We start from the raw sequence: 19,020 nt of genomic DNA, 5'->3' as shown, positions 1-19,020 counted from the left end.
GGGTCAGAACGACTCCCAATCGAGTTCCTCGCTCCTGGCTGGGGGGGTGGGCGAACCCTGACGACGCGCCGGCAAGGCGGCCTGGCTCGCGGCTGCCCTGGCTGACGGCCGGGTGGCGGCCTCGGCGCTGGCCTGCTGCTCCCGGGCGAGCTGAAACTGGGCCACGGATTCGCGCAGCCGCTCGGCCTCCTGAGCCAACGTGGCGGCGGCGTGCGCCGACTCCTGCACCAGCGAGGCATTCTGCTGGGTGACCTGATCCATCTGGCTGATCGCCTGGTTGGTCTGGCCGATGCCGTTGCTCTGCTCCTGCGAGGCGGCGGCAATCTCTTCCATGATGTCGTTGACGCGCTGCACGGCGGTGACGATATCGGTCATGGTGCTGCCGGCTTGATCGACCAGTTGCGAGCCGGTATCGACCCGCGATACCGAGGCCTCGATCAGCCCGCGAATTTCCTTGGCGGCGCTGGCGCTGCGGCTGGCCAGGTTGCGCACTTCGTCGGCGACCACCGCGAAGCCGCGGCCCTGCTCGCCGGCCCGCGCCGCCTCGACCGAGGCGTTGAGCGCCAGAATATTGGTCTGGAAGGCGATCGAGTCGATCACATCGATGATATCGACGACCTTGTGCGAGCTATCGCTGATATCGCGCATGGTATCGACGACCTGACCGACCACGCTGCCGCCGCGCTCGGCCGTCTGGGCGGCGCTCTCGGCAAGCTGGCTGGCCTGGCGGGCATTGTCGGCGTTCTGGTCGACCGTCGAGGTCAATTGCTCCATGCTCGAGGCAGTCTCGGCCAGCGAGGCAGCCTGCTGCTCGGTACGCGCCGACAGGTCATTGTTGCCATTGGCGATGCTCTGCGAATCGCGATAGATCGACTGGCTGCTGCGCCGCACATTGCCGACGGTGCGCGACAGCCCGTCCTGCATGCGTTCCAGCGCCGAGAACAGCTTGCCGATCTCGTTGCTGCCGCGGCGTTCGACGGGTGCCGACAAGTCGCCCTCGGCCATCCGCTCGAAATGAGCGACGACACGCTCCAGCGGGCGAATGACGTTTTTGGTGATACCCCACAGCACGCCCAGGATCATCGCAAGCGCCACCATCAGCGCCACGCCAATGGCGACCTTCAGCGCAACCGCCATGCTGTGGAATTCGCCATACAGCGCGCGGCCTTCGGCTTCGGCCGTCCCGAAAAAGGCCACGGCGCTGTCATAGAAGGCATCGCTGAGTTCCTGCAAGGGCCCTGCGAACTCGCTGTAGGCGGCAAGATCCATGTCGCTCAATGCCGCCACCTGCGGGGTCAGCGCCTCATCGACCAGGGATTGGAAGTTGGTCTTGATCCTTTCGACCAGCGCCTGGTGCCCGGGCTGTACCGGAATGGCCTTGAACTGTGCGAAGGTCTCGCGCACCTCGTCGAGCCGGGCCGGCAATGAATCGAGCTGGGATGCCTGCGATCCCCAGGTCGAACCGGTCATCCGTGCGTATTCGTTCTGAATGGTCAAGCGCAGATTGAGCAGTTGACTGTTGACCCGATTGAGAGTCGCTTGCTGTTCGACATTGACACGATTCAGCGTGCCCAACGCCTGCTGGCTGTACTGCACGGCGTACCAGCCCAGCGCACTGACGCCCACCAGCAATGCACTGAACACCATCAATACCAGCAGCCAGCTGACCTTGACGGTCATGTTATCGAGTAGCTTCATGGTTCCCCTGCTTTCTATCGTTTTAATCAACAAGCGCCCGAGTTGAATGGCCACGTTACGACTCGGCCGTGGCCAACTCGCGGCCTGGCGCGAGCGTCTTTAGTAATGGCGAACAGGCTGATCGACGCCATGCCTGTCGTCAGGCCCTGGTATAGAAAGCTATCGGCAGACACGACGGATCCTTGATAGTGCGGGCGGGTTATCGCGGGTCAGGCAAGGAGTCGCCTAAGCGCTGAATGCAAGCCGTGAACGGCATGCAGCGCTCGAACAAAAGCCCCCGTTGCTCTGCGCGAACGGGGGCTTGACGTGTGAACCGACATACAGCGTTTCGAAAGCCCGAGTCGATCGGGCTCTCGAGGTCGTTCTTCTACTGTCAGAAGCGTTCCAGGACGATCACTTCTTGACGCTATCGACCAGGGCCATTTCCTCGCTGGTGAGCAGCTTGTCGATGTCGACGAGTACCAGCATGCGGTCTTCGAGGCTACCCAGGCCACTCAGATAATCCGAGGACAGCGTCACGCCGAACTCGGGCGCCGGCTTGATCTGCTCGGGAGTCAGAGTCATCACGTCGGAGACGCCGTCGACCACGATGCCGACGATGCGCTCACCGACATTGACCACGATGACCACGGTCTGGCCGCCATACTCGACGTTGTCGAGGTGGAACTTGATGCGCAGATCGACGATCGGCACGATCACGCCGCGCAGGTTGGTCACGCCTTTGATGAAATCGGGGGCATTGGCGATGCGCGTGACGTTCTCGTAACCGCGGATCTCCTGAACCTTGAGAATGTCCACGGCATATTCTTCGCTGCCCAGCGAGAACACCAGGAATTCGCGGCTATGGGCGTCAGCGTTCTGCGCCTTGTCGGTCGGCGAGACAGTTTGGGTAACGGTGGTCATGACGGAATCACCTCTTGAATAGGCGTGTTGGTGACGGCAGAGCGCGGTGTGCTCTTGCGCCGGCTGAGACGATGGAGATCGGCGATGTCCAGGATCAATGCGACGCTGCCATCACCGAGAATGGTCGCCGCGGAAATCCCCGGCACCTTGCGGTAATTGGTTTCGAGATTCTTGACTACGACCTGCTGCTGGCCGACCAGATCGTCGACGACCAGGGCGTAACGACGCCCCTCGCCCTGCACGATCACCACGATGCTTTCGGTGATGTCGGTACGCGCACCGGCCACGTCAAGCACGTGATGCAGGGCGATCACCGGCAGGTACTCGTCGCGCACCTTGAGCAGCAGATCGTCGCCGGCCATCGAATACAGCTCGTCGCGGGATGGCTGCAGCGACTCGAGTACCGCCCCCAGCGGCAGGATGAACATCTCCTCGCCGACCTTGATCGACATGCCGTCGAGAATCGCCAGGGTCAGCGGCAATACGATGCGCGTCGTGGTGCCACGGCCCTCGCGGGACATGATCTCGACATGACCGCCCATCGCCTGGATGTTGCGCTTGACCACGTCCATGCCCACGCCACGTCCGGAAACGTCGCTGACCTGTTCGGCGGTCGAGAATCCCGGCGCGAAGATCAACTGCCAGACGTCGTCGTCGCTCATGCCGTCGGAGACGGCGATGCCGTTGCTTGCCGCCTTGGCGAGAATCTTCTGGCGCGACAGACCCGCGCCATCGTCGATGACCTCGATCAGGATATTGCCGCCCTGGTGCTGTGCCGAAAGCGTCAGTCTGCCGCCGCGCGGCTTGCCCGCCGCTTCACGGGCGTCGGGCATCTCGATGCCATGATCGAGACTGTTGCGCACCAGGTGCGTGAGCGGATCGATGATGCGCTCGATCAAGCTCTTGTCGAGTTCGGTGGACTTGCCTTCGGTGATCAGCTCGATGTCCTTGCCGAGCTTGGCGGCAAGATCGCGAACCAGCCGTGGAAAGCGACTGAACACGTAATCCATGGGCATCATGCGGATCGACATGACCGCTTCCTGCAGGTCGCGGGCGTTGCGCTGCAGCAGGTTGAGCCCATTGTGCAGCGAGCTGTGCGTCACGCCGTCGATTTCGCTGGCGGTCTGGTCGAGCATCGCCTGGGTGATGATCAGCTCGCCGACCAGATTGATGATCTGGTCGACCTTGTCGACCGGAACGCGGATCGAGCTCGACTCGTTGGCCTTGCTCTTGGCCGCGGGCGCCTTGCTTTCGGTGGGCTTGGCGGGCCTGGGCGTCGCGTCGGTTTCAACCGCTGCCGACGTGTCTACGGGCTGCTCGGCCGGCTTGTCGCTGGCTTGGTCGGACGGCTCGGGCTGCGCTGAAACCAGCGCCTTGGACGCATCGTTGGGCGCCGTCTTGGCGACACGTTCGATGGCCAACTGCTCGGGCTCGACGATAAAGCACATGACTGCCTCGATATCCTCGGCGCTGATGCTCGCGCTCAGCTCGACGTCGTAGCGTTTGGCGTCGCCCTGCTGGGAGAGAATCGTGCCCAGTTGACCAAGCTCTTCGACCAGCAGTTGGCGATCCTTCTCGCCGACGCCGAGCAACGATACACGCAGCACCTCGTCGGCGTTCTGCGCATCGCCGTCATTCGTGTCGGCTTCGTCCGTCGCTGCGCCAGGCTCCGCTTCGTCGCCGGCAGTGCTGACGGTCGCTGCAACCACGGGCCCGCTCGCAACCTGAGCCGGGGCGATGGACTCGCCCATCGACTTGCCCAGCTCAGCGAGCGCCAGTTGCTTCAGCGTATTGCAGATACGCGCGAAGGCCACCGGGTCGGGCTCCACGCCGTTGCGATAGGCGTCCATCTGTTCGTGCAACATATCCTTCGCTTCCAGAAAGGTATCGACAATGTCCCGACGCAGGGTCAGCTCGCCCCGCCGGGTATGGTCAAGCAGGTTCTCGAGGATATGGGTGGTTTCCTGCAGCACGACGAAGCCGAAGGTTCCCGCCCCACCCTTGATGGAATGCGCGGCGCGAAAGATCGCGTTGAGCAGTTCGGGGTCGGGGTCGTCGACATCCAAATCCAGCAGGTGGCGCTCCATGTCGCTCAGGAGCTCCTCGGCCTCTTCGAAAAAGGTGTCATAGAAATCAGTGATATCCATGCGCTAATCCACTCGGGTCAAAGGGTCATTGGGCGCTTGCTCAGCGACAGGCAATCCCGGGTTCAAAGCGGGCACAGTATTCAGCTCTTCGGGCAGAATGGATGCCCGGGTTTTCGGCACAACCGGGCTAGCATGGCCGCTCTGGAATTCGATGGCATCGGCGGTCTCGCGGTCCAGCACCACGATGCTGATGCGGCGATTGATCGGGTCCGTGGTGTCCTGCGCATTCAATGGCACCCGCGAGCCCATGCCGGCCACGCGCAGCAATTTGTCGGCATCCAGGCCGCCGGCCACCAGTTCCCGCCGCGAGGCATTGGCACGATCGGTGGACAGCTCCCAGTTGCTGTAGCCCTGCTCGCCGCCGACATACGGCAGACTGTCGGTGTGCCCACTCAGACTTATCCGGTTGGGCAATTCATTGAGCACCGGGGCAATCGCCCGAAGGATGTCGCGCATGTAATCCTCGACCTGGTCGCTACCCAACTTGAACATCGGCCGCCTATCGGTATCGACGATCTGGATGCGCAATCCCTCGGGAGTCATTTCCATGCGTAGCTGCGAGCGTAGATCGCGCAATTGAGGCTTACTCTGGATTACCGATTCGATACGCCGCTCCAGGCCCAGCAGGCGACGCTGCTCGTCGCTGGGCCGGGTCTGCAGACGCGTATCGATGCGCTGGCGCTCACCCTCGCTGTATTTAGGATCGGGACCGCCGCCGGGAATCGCGCTGGTACTCGCCGTCGACTTGTCGCCGCCCGCCATCGCTACCGGCAAGGGCGTGCGGAAATATTCGGCAATGCTCGCCAGCTCCGATTCGCTCGCCGTGGAGAGAATCCATAGCACCAGGAACAAGGCCATCAGCGCGGTCATGAAGTCGGCGTAGGCGATCTTCCAGGAACCGCCATGATGCCCCTTGGCCTTTACCTTCTTGCGCTTGACGATAATTGGCCGATGGTCACTCATGAGCCACCCGTAGAATTCTTGGTCGAGCGCACATGATCTTCCAGTTCATCGAACGTCGGCCGTTCGGCGGTGAACAGCGCCTTGCGCCCGAACTCCACCGCCAGCTGCGGCGCGTAGCCATTGAGGCTCGCCATCAGCGTGACTCGAATGCACTGCAGCATCTTCACCGCTTCGGTGACCTGATGCAGGATCCGCCCGGCCAACGGGTTGATGAAGCCATAGGCCAGCAGAATGCCCAGAAAGGTACCGACCAGCGCATTGGCGATCAGGATACCCATCTCGCCCGCGCCCTGATCGGCGGAGCCCAGCGCGTACACCACGCCCATGACCGCGGCGACGATACCGAATGCCGGCAGGCCATCGCCGACCGCATGCAACGCGTGGGAGGGAATTTCGGCTTCGTGCTGGAAGGTCTCGATTTCGTGTTCCATGAGCGCATCGATCTCGAAGGGATCCATGTTGCCGCTGACCATCAAGCGCAGGTAATCGGTCAAGAAGGCCATGAGCATTGGATCGCCGAGCAGCCTGGGGTATTCGCCGAACAGCGCACTGTTTTGCGGATCGTCGATATCGCGTTCGATTGCCAGCATGCCGTCGCGGCGCGCCCTGGAAAGCAGCTTGTACTGCAAGGCCAGCAACTCCATGTACATGGCCTTGTTGTACTTGTTGGTACGCTTGAGCTTGGAGAAAGAGCGTAAGGTTGCCCTGATCGCCTTGCCGTTGTTGGACGCCACGAAGGCCCCCATGGCTGCTCCGACGATCATGAGGATTTCGGGCGGCTGATAGAGGGCGCCCAAGTACCCGCCAATCATCCAGTAGCCCCCGAATACGGAGCCAAGAACAATAAGATAACCAAGGGTAATTAACACATTAACTTCCTTCGCCTGAAAAGAACCGGGGCCTCTAACCTGTTATCGGCAGAGGCCCCGGTAGCTTGAGCCGGTAGCCCAAGAGAATGGCGAGAAAATCCGCTATCAGGCGCTTCGCCTATCGGCCGCCTCCTCGAGTTCGACCAGCGCCGTTATGGTCAGCTGGTCGGCCTGCCTGGCCGGGGCATGGGCAGTAGCTTCACGGCGCTTGCGCGTCTTGCCGGCGCGCGATGGCGGCTGACAGATACCGCAGACGAACGATTGGGCGGGGGTATGCGCATGCACGACGAAGCTTGCCTGGCAGCTGGTACATTCGCACAGTTCGAGCAGATCGCTTTCGAAGAAGCGCACCAGCGTCCAGGCCCGGGTCAGGCCGAGCACCGGTTCGGCGCTTTCCAGGGAGAGCTGTTCGAGGTAGAGGCGAAAGGCGCGAACGAAGGCCCCCATGCGTTCGCAGTCGTGATCTTCAATCAAGCGCTGATAGATATTGTAGAAAAGCGAAGAATGAATGTTGGGCAGCCAGGTAATGAACCAGTCGGTGGAAAATGGCAGCATGCCCTTGGGCGGCGACATGCCACGAACTTCCTTGTATAGCTTGATCAAACGGGCACGGCTGAGATCGGTCTCGGTTTCCAATACTTGCAGGCGAGCGCCGAGTTCAATCAACTCGATGGCCATCTGTACCTGATGCATCTCTGTAACCAGGCTCTTGTCAGCCATGACTCACCTCCGACTCATGCGAACGGGGAAGGCGCTTGGCTGTCGCGTTGGCGATGGCGATGCCATCGACAACGCGGCATGGATCTGACCCAGCCCCTGGTCGCGCGGATCCTCGATAAGGCGGGTGAGCTGCTCGGGCTCGTCGAAGCACAGCCGGCACAGCAGCTGGTTGGAGCGCGCAAGCTGGCTAAGCTGCTTGACCGACAGCGAGGCCAGCAAGTCGGCCATCGGCTCGTCGAGCTTGAGCCTGAACATGGCGGTGGCCCGGTCCTCGTTGAGCAATCGCTGGACCAGCAGCAAATAGGAGAGGTTGGTATCCTGAATGTCGCTCAGGAGGCTATCGATCGGCATCGTCATGAAACATTCCCTGCGTTGCGTTACGTAGTGTCGATGGGTCTAGGCCACCGACTTTTTATCGATCCGGACCAACATAGCGTCCGATTCGTCATTTATCGTAACTATATTGTGAGGCGTTTTTATGACGAACTTCAACATTGATGAGTAGAAACTTAATTCTGTCAGCAGCGTATAGAACTACTTAAGTAACCGAATGTTAAGTGATTGCTCCAAAAAGCGATTTGCCGGTTAAATGCGATTTATTTGGGATACGGAAGATACAAAAAGCGTCTCGACGTAGCACTTCGTTGAAATCGTGTAACACCTTCAACGAAGTTGTCGTTTATTTGCGACGCCCTGATCGAGTTCATGGACCCAGACCAGCAACTCGGCGATGACTTGATAAAGCATGGGAGGGATACGCTCATCGAGGTCGATCTGCATGAGCAGACCGACCAGTTCCGGCGCGTCGTGCACGAAGATACCTTGGCGACTGGCCTCGGCGACGATTCGCTCGGCCAGTTCGCCATAACCCTTGGCGATGACATGCGGCGCCTGATCGCCATCCCGGTAAGCCAGCGCCACGGCCTGACGACGGCCATCGGAGTCTCGCCCATGACTCATGAGATGGATCTCTCGCCGTTCACCTGGCCATCGGAGGCGTCATCCGCGGCAGTGCCCGGCAGGACACTGACGCGGACACTCTCGAAACCGCACCGATACAAGCGCTCCTCGAACGTCGTCTGAGAACGCTTCAAGGCGTCCAGGGAATCCTGCTGATCGGCATGAATGGCCAACGACAAGGAACGGTTGCGTAATTGCAGCTGCACATCGAGCTCACCCAGGTTGGCAAGCTGCAGGCTGATCCGGCTATGCCAGGGCAATTCACCGTCGCCCTCCTGCTCGCCCCGGGCATCGCGCTCCTGAAGTCCCGCCGGAAATTGCAGTGTCAGCGCCATGAATAGCCCCGACCAGATATCGCCTTCCCAACGCAGGATCGGCGTCACCAATAGCTCGAGTTGATGACGGACCACACGCTGTAACGTCTCATCGGCGGATTCAAGAGGGCGGGCAGGGTCCACGTCCCGAGCCGATCCGGCCTCGGCTGCCGTACGCATCGCTTCGACGCCAGGCGTTGCCGCCGCCGCTGGGCCACTGGCGGCTCCATTTGCCACCGATGTGGCAGGCCCCGGCGGCGTCAAGGGCGACGGCCCTTCACCCCGCTGGGCCGTCATCGGCATCAGGCGCGATTGTGCCAAAGCTGGCATAGCGCCCCGCGACGTTCGCCCGCCTCCATCCGGCAGCACACCGCCCTGTAACTGCATCTGCGGCTCGCGCATCAGAACGGCACGCGGAAGCTCACCACGAAACCAGCGGGCAAGACGCGACTCGTAGAATAGACCACTGCTTTCAATACTGTCTTGCAGGCTAGCCGCCAGCAACGGCACGTTGGCGGTATCCGGCTTGGCCAGCAGGGACGTTGCCGGTGAAATGACCGAAGGGGGGGCGGGAAACTTGACCAGGATATCGGCAATGGTGCGGGCTGCCGGACTGAAATGCGTTGCTGTCGATGATGGAACCACGGGCATCTGCCGCGGTGTCGAGGGCTCCCCTTCCTTGAATCCGGGCTGCAATGCAGCGCCAGCGCGCCCCGGCTCCAACCGTGAGTCACTCTTCAAAGCCTGCGCAGCGCTGCCCGGCGCCATCGGTTTTACCGGCTCGATGACATCCAGGTTGCTGGGCACGCTGCTGCGCTTACCCAGCACCTGATGAAGCAGGGTATCAATAATCGGCGTGATGACGCCGCTCACTTACGCCCTTGTCCGATCGGCACCGCCATAGCGCTGCCCGCACGATAGGCGCGATTGGCATTGAGCTGGCGGCGATTGCCGCCGATCAGTTCACTGAGTTCCTCGCGGCGCGCTTCGAGCCGACGACGTGTTTCCACATCCTGCTCGAGGATACGCTCGAGCACTTCCGCCTTGCGGGTCATGCCCCTTGCATCCAGTGAACCATTGGCGTCGCTGTGCTTGAGGGTTTCCACGGCCACGACATACGCCGACTCCTCCTCGACCAGACGCGCCCAGTCACCTTCGCGCGCCAGCCCAAGCATCTGCGTCGAGCGCAACAATAATTGCTCGTATTCCGCGATCACGTCTCTTGCCGCCGTCATGCGTCGTTAGCTCCTTGCCGCAGGCGCTATGTCGCGCCAGGCAGTACCGATATCGTCGAGCAGCCGTGCGGCTTCATCGATCCGCTGTAAATCATTATGCAAGTTGGCCTGCATCAACAAGCGCACCACATAGTCATAGAGCGACACCAGCCGACCGGCAATTTCGCCGCCCTTGTCGTGATCCAGCGACGCCGACAACCCATTGTTGACGATGTCGATCGCCTTGGAAAGCGCCTTGCCCTTCTCGGCCATGTTGCCCTGCTGCAAGTGCAGCCGTGCCGCCCGCAGCGACGCCTGGGCACCGTCGAACAGCATGACGATCAACTGGTGCGGGCTGGCCGACATCACGCCGGTTTCCACGCCCATGCGCGCATAAGCATTTGCGCCACGCATTGTACTCATCGTTTCTGATCCCTTGTTCGGTTACTGCGATGTCTGTGCTTTCATGGCGTCGAACTGCTGGCTTAGATAGCTCATGGTGGAATTCATCTGCGATACCAGCGAATCCATCTGGGCAAACTGCTGACGGTAACGCTCGACGGTATTGTTGATACTCTCTTCGGTACGCGTATAGCGCTCTTTCAGCGCATCGATACGATCTTCGTAGCCCGTCGTGGCGGAATCGATGAGCCCCTTGTCATCCAGCATCGTCCCCAGCGCACCGTCCAGCTTACCGGCCAGCCCTTCACCCGCTCCGCCACTGCCCATGAAGAACTGCTGCAGCCCCGACAAGTTATCGCTGATGGCCCCGGAAAGTTTTTCGTCATCGACCTTCAGCGTGCCCTCCAGGGTCAACTCGACGCCGATGTCCGAGAGCATGCTGAACGCGCCCTCTTCGGCGCCACTCATGACGCGTCGCAGCTGGGATTCGACACTGCGCAGGGTGCCATCGCCCAGCAAGGTGCCGGCAGTGCCACTGTCACTATCGTATGACGATAGCGAACCGATGCTTTTCTGCAACGAGTTGTAGGCATCTACAAAGGATTGCACGCCTTTCTTGATACCCGCTTCATCGCGAGCCACCTTGACCGTCGCCGGCGACGACTCGTCTACGAGCGAAGAAATATTCAGCGTCACGCCTTGGATGGCTTCCTCGACCTCATTGGACGCACTGGTAATGGCAACACCATTCACCTTGAGCGCCGCATCCTGAGCCGTTACCGTCTGGGACATATTGTCTATATCGCCAGCCGCAGCGTTCGGATCAAATGTAAACTTGGCGTTGGTCGCCGCATCGGCGCCGGACATGGCCACCGTCATCTCGGAGGCAGCACCGGTATCCTTGGCGTTGAGGACGAGACGATAGCCCGAGCCATCGTTGATAATCGATGCGCCAACATCACCGTCCTGTGCATTGATCTTGTCGCGCAGATCCTCGAGGGATTCGTCGCCCGTCAAGGCCAGATCGATCGAGGTGGTCGTCCCCTTGCCGGAAGTCTGAGTGATGGTAAACCCGGTTGCCCCCAGCGCACTGGTAGTATCGCTCATTTGGCCGCTGGCAACGGAATGAGCCTGCGCCAATTGCGACACACTGACCTGATAACTACCTGGGACGGCACTCGTCTGCGCGCCAGCGGTTACTCCCTCGCCGGTGACCGAGGACGACACGGCTTGAAAACCGTCTGTCTTGGTCAGCTTGCCGACGGCCTGCTGGAGCTTGTCCAGCGCCGACTCGAGCTGGCCGAAGGCGGAAATCTTGGTCTTGTAGCTGGACTGCTGGGTAGTGATCGGCGACAGCTTCTGCCGCTCGCCGGCCTCGAGTTGATCAAGCAGACCATTGAGGTCCAGCCCCGAACCGATACCCAGTGATGAAATGCTCGCCATGGTAGTCCCCTGAAGTCTGCGCCATTTAACCAGCCGCTTGCGCTTCGCTACTCAGCGAAAAGGCGCGGTTTAGGCAATCTAATCAATGTATCGGCCGAACTACGCCGGTACTTTAGGGTCTCTACGGTTATCAGCGAGAATGATCGCGGGCTGGCCATGGCAAGTACGCTGGGCCATCATATTTGGCCAATTGCTTCATCCTGCACCAACCGGGCGGGTGCCAAGCTTGGCCCCGCGTGGTCGAATTTTTCAGCCAAGGACACCCGATGGACGACGCGACCTCCGTTATCGCCGACTACCGCCGCTGGCAGCGCTTTCAGCGTCAGGATCAACTGCAGCGTGAACATGCGGCGGCACTGCGCAAGCTCGCCGATTCGGGTGCGATGGCGTCCCGGGTGACTCAGGGGTATCGCAGCATGGCCGACAAGGGCGTCCAGGAAGGCGCCTGTTATCGCACGCTGTTTCGTCGTCAGCGGGAAGACGCCACGGCACTGGCATGTGAAGGCTGGCTGTTCGTACGCCGAGTCCTCGCCGAGGGCGGGACGACCCGCGTTCGCGCCACGCTCATGGAAGGCTTTACTCTCGAGGCCGGCTTCGTCGATCCCGCGCAACACTCCCCGAACAAGATCACCCTGGAAATATTCGACGAGATCCTGATCCAGCGCGACATGCAGCTGGGTTGTCGCATCGATCGTCACGACGACCAGCGCGACACGCATTTCGTGACCTTTCTGGACAGCGTGCGGGGCGATCTGGCCAAGTACATGAAATGACCCTGTATCAATCGGCATCACGAGACAGAACTTGAACTTGTCATCGCCTCGGATGCCTTTCCTTCGTCGCACATCAAGGAGCAAGACCATGACTACAGCATCACCGCACCTTGCCGGCCCGACATTGAACCTGGAGCCCCTCGACAAGAACGTCAGCATACGCCGCCCGATGGCGGTCACCAGCCTCGATATCGATAGCCCTGCCCGCGCCCTGCTGACCGACTTCTCGCAGACCGGCGCCTTCACGATCGGTGCTTCGAGTTCGATATCCCATGCCCTGGATCTGATGAAACAGGGCGGCGTGCGACTGCTGTTCGTGATCGACGCCAGCAACCAGCTGAGCGGCGTGATCACCGCCCGCGAACTGATCGGCGGCCGGCGGGTGACCCTGGCGATGCATCAGTACCAGGTCGAACGTCCCGAGGTGACGGTTGAAATGGTCCAGACCCCGCGCCAGGAACTCCACGGCCTGCCTCTCGCCCGGTTGGAGCGCATCACCGTCGGCGAACTGGTCGAAGCGCTGAAGGCCTTTGGCGACCAACACCTGTTGATCACCGAGACTGATGGACAGGGCAGCCAGTGCGTGCGCGGCTTGGTCTCGGCGGCCGATATCGGACGCGCCCTGGGCATCACGCTCGATCGTCCGCCGGAGGCGCGCAACTTCTCCACCATCTGCCAAGTCATTCTGGGACATGAACTGTAAGGCCCGAACATGCCAGCGGTGGCAGAGCCGCCAAAGCCGAGTAGAATGGCGCCCGCCAACAAGACGCATAAGCGATTGAAATCACTGATAAACACCGGACCGAGAGAGCCACTCGGTCCGTGACGTTATTTACGCGCGATGCGAGCCGGCATGTGCAACCGACAAGGGAACTGCCCGTGGGTTTTGGCAACTGGCTGAAACGCCGACGCAAGACATGGCAAACGATCTGGGTCGTCAAGCAGCTCGACGAAGGATTGCTGCATGTATGTGGCGAAGCCGCCGTCGAGGCCCGAGGCAGCACCTCACAGCTGATGAAACGGCTACGCGACGGCAGCTTTCAAGGTGCCGTACGCATGAAGGAACATGGCGCCCTGCTCAATGCCGGGCAGTTCGCGGCGCTGATCCCGCAGGACGACTTCCAGCTCTACAGTGATCGTGACGCCAACTGGCGCGGTCGCCACTGGCAGATCGCCTGGACGCCACAGCGCTGCTGGCTGTACGACGGCCGTTTGGTCGCCCTGCCCAGCCAGGTCGACGGCCACCCGTGCCTGGTCAGCAGCGAAGACGTCAGCGAGATACGCGCCAAGACGATGACGGCGCAATCGACCGCGCCGTTTTTCTCGCTCGAATCGCGCGAGCCTGCACGACTAGACGATAAAACGGCGTCCAACCGGCGTGGCCACCGCTCACGCTAAGGGCCAGCCAGGACCCATGACGCTGCCTGGCGAGGGCTACTGCCCTTTCTCGGGCTGATGATCCTGGTCGCGCTCACTCTACGCCCGGCCTTGTCGTCGCTGGCACCGCTGCTGGTCGGCAGTCTGATCGAGTTCAGCGACAGCATGAATCGGCTGACGCTGGTGTTGATGGGCTTCATCGGCGCGGCGGCGCTGTGTTCGCTGCTCGCCGGGCGTCAGCGCCAGCTGGCCATCGACGACCAGGGGCGATTGATCACCCGTCGCGGCTGAACGGCGCGTCGCTTGCAAAGCCGGCCATGAAGCGGCGGTGCTCCCTCTGCGCCCGGTACAGGGATTGCGCGACGAAGCGGACCGACTGCCCCGGCGCGCACTGCGCCAGTCGCGAGCAGGCCAGCGGCGTCAACGCCCCCAGCCGCGGGTAACCGCCGATGGTCTGGCGGTCATTGAGCAGCACGATCGGCTGGCCGTCGGGCGGCACCTGCACCGCGCCCAGCGCGATCCCCTCCGAAATCATGCTGTCCACCGCACAGGCCAATGGCGTGCCGGTGAGCCGTATACCCATGCGATCGGCGCGCTCATCGACCCGCCAGTCCTGGTTGAAGGCGCGATACAGGCTCACCCCGCCGAAATCGCCGATCTGCGCGCCGGGGATCAACGCCAGCAGCGGCGCGGAAGTGTAATCGACACGTCGATCCTGGGGCACCTCCCTCAAGGCGCGTGCGGCGGGGCGGAACTCCAGCCTGTCGCCCGCCCTGAGCGTGCGCCCGTAGCCGTCGAATCCGCCAAGCTCCTCGCGCACCACGCTCGCCACGCTGCCCAGCACCGGCTCGGCCTGAAAGCCGCCCGGCGCGGCCAGGTAGGCGCGCACCCCCGTCTTCGGCGCGGCAAACGTCAAACGTTGGCCGGCTCGAATCGAGAAGCTCTGCCACGGCAATAGCGGCTCGCCATCGAGCGTTGCCGAAAGATCGCCGCCGGCCAGCGCCAGCGTGCTGTCGCTCTCGGCGATCAGGGTCAGCCCACCGCCCAGCGCGATCTCCAGCGCCGGTGCGCCCCAGGAATTGCCCAGCAGGGCGTTGGCCCAGGCCCAGCCGTGCAAATCGAGCGGCCCGCCCTGAGTCACGCCCAGCCGCCGCACGCCGAAGCGCCCGGCATCCTGGAGCAGCGCCAAAGGGCCGGCGCGCTCGACACGCAGTGCCGTCATTTCGCTCATCAGCGCTTCGCATTCCTTGTCTCGAGCGGCGAGACGTCGCCGCCCAGGCGTTCGAATTCGTCGCGGTCGACGGCGACGAAGCGTACCCGATCGCCGACCCGCAACAGGCTGAAGCCTTCGCGCTGACGGTCGAACAAACGCGCCGCGGTGCGCCCGATCAGATTCCAGCCGCCCGGCGAGAGCCGCGGATAGGCCGAGGTCTGGCGATTGGCGACGCCCACGCTGCCGGCGGGCACCTGTTGGCGCGGGGTTTCCAGCCGCGGCAGCACCAGCTCGTCGGCAAGCCGGCCCATGAACGCGAAGCCGGGCGCGAAACCCAGCGCAAAGACCCGGTACTCGGGCTCGCCATGCGCGGCGATAACCGCCTCGCGACTCAACCCGCTCGATTCCTGCAGCCGGACAAGTTCGGGGCCCACCGACTCGTCGTACCACACCGGCAGCTCCTTGACCTCACCGCCTGCATCGTTCGCGTCGGGCGCCAGCTCGGCGAGGATGCGGATCAAGCGCTCGCGCGCCTCGCCCGCCTCCAGGCGCATCACATCGTAGTGCACCAGCACGCTGGTATAGGACGGCACCAGGTCGATCAGCGCCGCGCCGAAAGACTTTTCGCAGGCAGCCATCAACGCCGTGATCCAGGACATGTTGGCTTCGTCGATGGACTCGAACAGGCGCACCAGCCAGCCATCCAGCCCGGCCGACTCCAGCCGCGGCAGCTTTGTCATTATCGCCTCGCTCATTCCAACGGCTCGCGTTCGCCGAGCGCCTCGCGAATCGCCCGCACGGCGGCAATCGACTCGGGGTTGTCGCCGTGGACGCACAGCGTCTGCGCCTCGAGCACCAGCTCGCTACCGTCACTGGCGACGAGTGGCTGGCCGTGTGCGATGCGCAGCGCCTGGTCGACGATCGCTTCGGGATCGTGATGGACCGCGCCCGGCTCGCGGCGCGACACCAGCCGCCCCTGGCCGTCGTAGGCACGATCGGCGAATGCCTCGAACCACAGCGTAACGCCCAACGGCTCGGCCAGCGCCTTGGCCGGGCCGGGATCGCGAGTCGCCATCACCATCACCGGCAGGTCCGGATCGAAGGCCGCCACCCCGCGCAGCACCGCTGTCAATCGCGCCTCGTCGCGCATCATGTCGTTATACAGCGCGCCGTGGGGTTTGACGTAACGCAAACGCGTGCCCTCGGCGCGGCACATCGCCGCCAGCGCGCCCAGCTGGTAAAGCATCAGGTTCTCGATCTCCGCCGACGAGCAGGCCAGCGAACGGCGGCCGAAACCCTGCAGATCCGGATAGGCCGGATGCGCACCCACGGCGACCCGATTGGCCACCGCCAGCCTGACCGTGCGTCGCATCACGTCGGGGTCCGAGGCGTGAAAGCCGCAGGCGACGTTGGCCAGATCGACATGCGGCATGACCCGATCGTCGGCACCCAGCGTCCAGGCACCGTAGCTTTCGCCCATATCGGCATTGACTAACAGCGCGGGCATGGCAAACCTCCCTGGCGCATGGCATCTTCATAGTATCGACAACCGACCGGCAAAACACGACTGCCGATCGGCAGTGCGTTGCCTGGCCGCAGAATTAGCCAACAGGCGGGTCGCCGGCTACCTGATGCTCTGGGCGTGGCGCTTTCCCGAGCGCGTCCCGGCGGCCGAAGCGTCTACCACGCTGGGCGAAAAATTCCGTCGCTCGCGGAGTCTGATTCCCATGCTGGTGCTGATCGTCGGCGTCATCGGCTCGATCTACGCCGGCCTTGCCTCACCCACCGAGGCCGCGGCGGTAGGCGTCATGCTCTCGCTGGCATTGGCCCGAGTACAGGGCCAGATGCCCTGGGCGACCTTCGTGGCGGCCACTCTGGGCGCGGTACGCACCGCCACGATGATCGCCTTCATTCTTGCCGGGGCGTCGTTTCTCACCGCGGCGATGGGCTTTACCGGTCTGCCCGGCGATCTGGCCTCCTGGATCGCCGCGCAGAATCTCTCGCCCTACATGCTGCTGTTGGCACTCACGCTGTTCTTCATCGTGCTCGGCTGCTTTCTCGATGGTATCTCGGTGGTGGTGCTGACCACCTCGATTCTGCTGCCGAAGGTCGAGGCCGCCGGCATCGAACTGAGCTGGTTCGGCATCTACCTGGTGATCGTCGTCGAGATGTCGCAGATCACCCCGCCGGTGGGCTTCAACCTGTTCGTTCTGCAGGGCATGACCGGCAAGAACATCCTCAGCATCGCCCGCGCCGCGCTGCCGTTCTTCTTCCTGATGGCGCTCGGCGTCGCGCTGATCACGCTCTTTCCGGCCATCGTCACCTAATCTGCCGCAGGCGATGAGCGGGCGCTGATGGCGCTATCAGTGCTTTAGCACCGCCTTTTGCGCCACAATGGACCCCATTGAAAAGGAGAGATGGCTATGTTCACACCTAAGCAGGTCGATTATTGGACTCGCATTGACCGGATCGCCGAGGAACCCCCCCAACTCTCCTTTACCTTCATCAACGAAACACTACTGGCCGAGCTGGAAGCTAAGGATAACGAACTAACCGAATACATATTCGGGCAGCCCGATTAATGCAGCTTCTGCGTGCTGACGCTCGGCAGTCACGAGAACTTTTACCGCGACCTGAAACGCTGACATGCATTCTTCTTCCATCCTCGTCATCTATACCGGCGGCACCCTGGGCATGCAGGAAGGCCCGCGCGGCCTCGTCCCGGGCCATGACATCGAAAGCCGCCTGCGCACGGCCCTTGAAGCGTTGCCGCCGGCCCGCCAGGCATCGCTGCCCGCCTTCGAGGTGGTGCAGTACGCCGCGCCGATCGACTCGAGCGCCGCCACGCCTGCCGACTGGCAGCGCCTGGCGCAGGATATCGCCGGCGCCTATTCGGCTACGGATGCGGGTTCGCCACGCTACAGCGGTTTCGTCGTGCTGCATGGCACCGACACATTGGCCTGGACGGCCTCGAGCCTGGCCTATCAGTTGCAGGGCATCGACCGTGCGGTGGTGGTCACCGGTGCCCAGCGCCCCCTGGAAGCCGAGGACAGCGATGCGCCGGGCAACATCGAAGCCGCGCTGCGCTTCGCCGCCTGCCGGAACCTTCAGGAAGTCGCCGTGTGCTTCGCCGGCAAATTGCTGCGCGGCGCGCACACCCGCAAATGGCACACTCATGCCTTCGATGGCTTTGCCAGCCCCAATTATCCACTCCTCGGCGAACTCGTCGACAATCAGCCGGTGCTCTACCCCTCCCGAGGCCTGGATGCCCAGCAGCGTGGCCTGCCGCGCTTCGAACTCGCCGATTATTCATCCTTTGAAGAGTCGCCCGTGGTACGTATCGCGCTCTGGCCTGGGCTATCGGCGCGCCTGCTTAAAAGCTGGCTGCTCGACGATCATGTTCGGGGCGCGTTGCTGGAAGTCTGGGGCAGCGGCAACATTCCCGCCGATCCGGCGCTGACCGGGCTGCTCGCTCAGGCCAGCGGCGCAGGCAAGCTGATCGCCGCGATCAGCCAGTGCCCGCACGGGCCGGTTTCGATGAACACCTACGCTGCCGGACAGGGCCTGATCGACGCCGGCGTGCTGCCCGCCGATGCCATGACGCCCGAAGCGGCAATCACCAAGCTCGTTCACCTGCTCGCCCAGCCGCTGAACGACGCCGAACGCCGCCAGCGCTTTCTCACCTCACTGATCGGCGAGCGCTGATTTCTTGAGGACAGCACTTTTAAGAAAATGGGTAACTATTCAGCTCATGCCGCCTGATCCTGGTCGTCCTGTCGCATGAAGGTGGGCACCTCGCCGGCAAACAGTTGCTCCAGCGCCGTATGCGCCGCCATGCCTTGCTTGACCGCGGTCGAGAGGAAGCTGCGCATCCGACAGAAGATCTCGGCGCCCTCCCAGGCACGAAAACAGCCCGAGATCTTCTGCTGCACCTTGGTCATCCGCAGGTCGCGCTCCCCCTGGTTGTTGGTGAAAGGCGCGGCGGGATCCTCGAGAAAACGCAGCACGTCGTCCTCGTACGCCT

The 19,020-nt window shown here is 62.5% G+C and carries 22 protein-coding genes and 1 pseudogene; 7 read left to right on the top strand and 16 right to left on the bottom strand.

Annotated elements, in window-relative coordinates; translation table 11 throughout:
- Positions 1 to 3: 3 nt before the first annotated feature.
- The 12 genes from K7I12_RS17480 to fliD all read right to left on the bottom strand — a co-directional run bounded on the left by K7I12_RS17480 (position 4) and on the right by fliD (position 11,633).
- Positions 4 to 1,698, bottom strand: coding sequence for a methyl-accepting chemotaxis protein (locus K7I12_RS17480; RefSeq protein WP_031383208.1), 1,695 nt, complete (start codon positions 1,696 to 1,698; stop codon positions 4 to 6).
- Positions 1,699 to 2,091: 393 nt separating this feature from the next.
- Complete coding sequence (cheW, locus tag K7I12_RS08275) at positions 2,092 to 2,601, bottom strand: chemotaxis protein CheW (RefSeq protein ID WP_231663855.1); 510 nt, start codon at positions 2,599 to 2,601, stop codon at positions 2,092 to 2,094.
- Positions 2,598 to 4,748: a chemotaxis protein CheA gene (gene cheA, locus K7I12_RS08270; protein ID WP_231663854.1), complete on the bottom strand. Its 2,151-nt coding sequence runs from the start codon at positions 4,746 to 4,748 to the stop codon at positions 2,598 to 2,600. Before cheA ends, cheW begins: the two co-directional genes overlap by 4 nt.
- 3 nt (positions 4,749 to 4,751) lie before the next feature.
- Complete coding sequence (motB, locus tag K7I12_RS08265) at positions 4,752 to 5,711, bottom strand: flagellar motor protein MotB (RefSeq protein WP_231663852.1); 960 nt, start codon at positions 5,709 to 5,711, stop codon at positions 4,752 to 4,754.
- Positions 5,708 to 6,580, bottom strand: coding sequence for a flagellar motor stator protein MotA (gene motA / locus K7I12_RS08260; protein ID WP_031383204.1), 873 nt, complete (start codon positions 6,578 to 6,580; stop codon positions 5,708 to 5,710). The genes motB and motA overlap by 4 nt, the downstream gene beginning before the upstream one ends.
- A gap of 105 nt (positions 6,581 to 6,685) precedes the next feature.
- The gene (flhC, locus tag K7I12_RS08255; RefSeq protein ID WP_231663851.1) at positions 6,686 to 7,300 is read right to left on the bottom strand and encodes a flagellar transcriptional regulator FlhC; all 615 of its coding nucleotides are present in this window, start codon (positions 7,298 to 7,300) and stop codon (positions 6,686 to 6,688) included.
- Between the two features lie 3 nt (positions 7,301 to 7,303).
- Entirely contained in the window at positions 7,304 to 7,651 is a 348-nt protein-coding gene (gene flhD / locus K7I12_RS08250) for a flagellar transcriptional regulator FlhD (RefSeq protein WP_231663892.1), read from the bottom strand.
- 312 nt (positions 7,652 to 7,963) lie between these two features.
- On the bottom strand, positions 7,964 to 8,260 hold the full coding sequence (locus K7I12_RS08245) for an EscU/YscU/HrcU family type III secretion system export apparatus switch protein (RefSeq protein ID WP_231663850.1): 297 nt from the start codon (positions 8,258 to 8,260) through the stop codon (positions 7,964 to 7,966).
- Complete coding sequence (gene fliK, locus K7I12_RS17600) at positions 8,257 to 9,447, bottom strand: flagellar hook-length control protein FliK (RefSeq protein ID WP_231663849.1); 1,191 nt, start codon at positions 9,445 to 9,447, stop codon at positions 8,257 to 8,259. Before fliK ends, K7I12_RS08245 begins: the two co-directional genes overlap by 4 nt.
- Entirely contained in the window at positions 9,444 to 9,809 is a 366-nt protein-coding gene (fliT, locus tag K7I12_RS08235) for a flagellar protein FliT (RefSeq protein ID WP_031383199.1), read from the bottom strand. The genes fliK and fliT overlap by 4 nt, the downstream gene beginning before the upstream one ends.
- A 6-nt stretch (positions 9,810 to 9,815) precedes the next feature.
- Positions 9,816 to 10,211 (bottom strand): flagellar export chaperone FliS, encoded by a 396-nt coding sequence (gene fliS / locus K7I12_RS08230; protein ID WP_231663848.1) that lies wholly within the window; start codon positions 10,209 to 10,211, stop codon positions 9,816 to 9,818.
- Positions 10,212 to 10,232: 21 nt separating this feature from the next.
- Entirely contained in the window at positions 10,233 to 11,633 is a 1,401-nt protein-coding gene (gene fliD, locus K7I12_RS08225) for a flagellar filament capping protein FliD (protein ID WP_031383197.1), read from the bottom strand.
- Positions 11,634 to 11,899: 266 nt separating this feature from the next.
- Between fliD and K7I12_RS08220 the strand changes: the two genes are divergently transcribed.
- From K7I12_RS08220 to K7I12_RS08205, 4 genes are all read left to right on the top strand, one after another.
- A complete protein-coding gene (locus K7I12_RS08220; RefSeq protein ID WP_031383196.1) occupies positions 11,900 to 12,406 on the top strand; it encodes a hypothetical protein in 507 nt (168 codons plus the stop codon).
- Positions 12,407 to 12,494: 88 nt separating this feature from the next.
- A complete protein-coding gene (locus K7I12_RS08215) occupies positions 12,495 to 13,109 on the top strand; it encodes a CBS domain-containing protein (RefSeq protein WP_035575171.1) in 615 nt (204 codons plus the stop codon).
- A gap of 176 nt (positions 13,110 to 13,285) precedes the next feature.
- Positions 13,286 to 13,804 carry a hypothetical protein gene (locus tag K7I12_RS08210; RefSeq protein WP_031383194.1) on the top strand — a complete coding sequence of 173 codons (519 nt, stop codon included), beginning with the start codon at positions 13,286 to 13,288 and terminating at the stop codon, positions 13,802 to 13,804.
- 57 nt (positions 13,805 to 13,861) lie between these two features.
- Positions 13,862 to 14,074, top strand: coding sequence for a hypothetical protein (locus K7I12_RS08205; protein WP_031383193.1), 213 nt, complete (start codon positions 13,862 to 13,864; stop codon positions 14,072 to 14,074).
- On the opposite strand, the gene K7I12_RS08200 is transcribed toward K7I12_RS08205, so the two are convergent.
- From K7I12_RS08200 to K7I12_RS08190, 3 genes are read right to left on the bottom strand one after another with little or no spacing between them, the layout of a single operon-like run.
- Positions 14,058 to 15,005, bottom strand: a complete 948-nt coding sequence (locus K7I12_RS08200) for a biotin-dependent carboxyltransferase family protein (protein ID WP_031383192.1) — start codon at positions 15,003 to 15,005, stop codon at positions 14,058 to 14,060. The two genes, K7I12_RS08205 and K7I12_RS08200, sit on opposite strands and share 17 nt — an antisense overlap.
- Positions 15,006 to 15,013: 8 nt before the next feature.
- Positions 15,014 to 15,736, bottom strand: a complete 723-nt coding sequence (pxpB, locus tag K7I12_RS08195; protein ID WP_231663846.1) for a 5-oxoprolinase subunit PxpB — start codon at positions 15,734 to 15,736, stop codon at positions 15,014 to 15,016.
- Positions 15,737 to 15,747: 11 nt separating this feature from the next.
- The gene (locus K7I12_RS08190; RefSeq protein WP_031383190.1) at positions 15,748 to 16,503 is read right to left on the bottom strand and encodes a 5-oxoprolinase subunit PxpA; all 756 of its coding nucleotides are present in this window, start codon (positions 16,501 to 16,503) and stop codon (positions 15,748 to 15,750) included.
- A gap of 115 nt (positions 16,504 to 16,618) precedes the next feature.
- Here K7I12_RS08190 and K7I12_RS08185 point away from each other — a divergent pair.
- The 3 genes and pseudogenes from K7I12_RS08185 to K7I12_RS08175 all read left to right on the top strand — a co-directional run.
- Positions 16,619 to 17,351: pseudogene (locus tag K7I12_RS08185) on the top strand (TRAP transporter large permease subunit); the annotation flags it as partial.
- A gap of 68 nt (positions 17,352 to 17,419) precedes the next feature.
- Complete coding sequence (locus tag K7I12_RS08180; protein WP_160171087.1) at positions 17,420 to 17,578, top strand: TA system antitoxin ParD family protein; 159 nt, start codon at positions 17,420 to 17,422, stop codon at positions 17,576 to 17,578.
- A 64-nt stretch (positions 17,579 to 17,642) separates the two neighbouring features.
- Positions 17,643 to 18,701, top strand: a complete 1,059-nt coding sequence (locus K7I12_RS08175) for an asparaginase (RefSeq protein WP_031383188.1) — start codon at positions 17,643 to 17,645, stop codon at positions 18,699 to 18,701.
- Positions 18,702 to 18,745: 44 nt separating this feature from the next.
- On the opposite strand, the gene K7I12_RS08170 is transcribed toward K7I12_RS08175, so the two are convergent.
- Positions 18,746 to 19,020, bottom strand: a 275-nt coding sequence (locus tag K7I12_RS08170) for an IS66 family transposase (protein ID WP_231663845.1), incomplete at its 5' end; no start/stop codon positions are given.

The sequence above is a fragment of the Halomonas sp. IOP_31 genome (assembly GCF_021151495.1).
Taxonomy (GTDB): Bacteria; Pseudomonadota; Gammaproteobacteria; order Pseudomonadales; family Halomonadaceae; genus Modicisalibacter; species Modicisalibacter zincidurans.
Note: the sequence above shows the minus strand (reverse complement) of the source record. Positions and strands in the feature narration are given on the sequence as shown.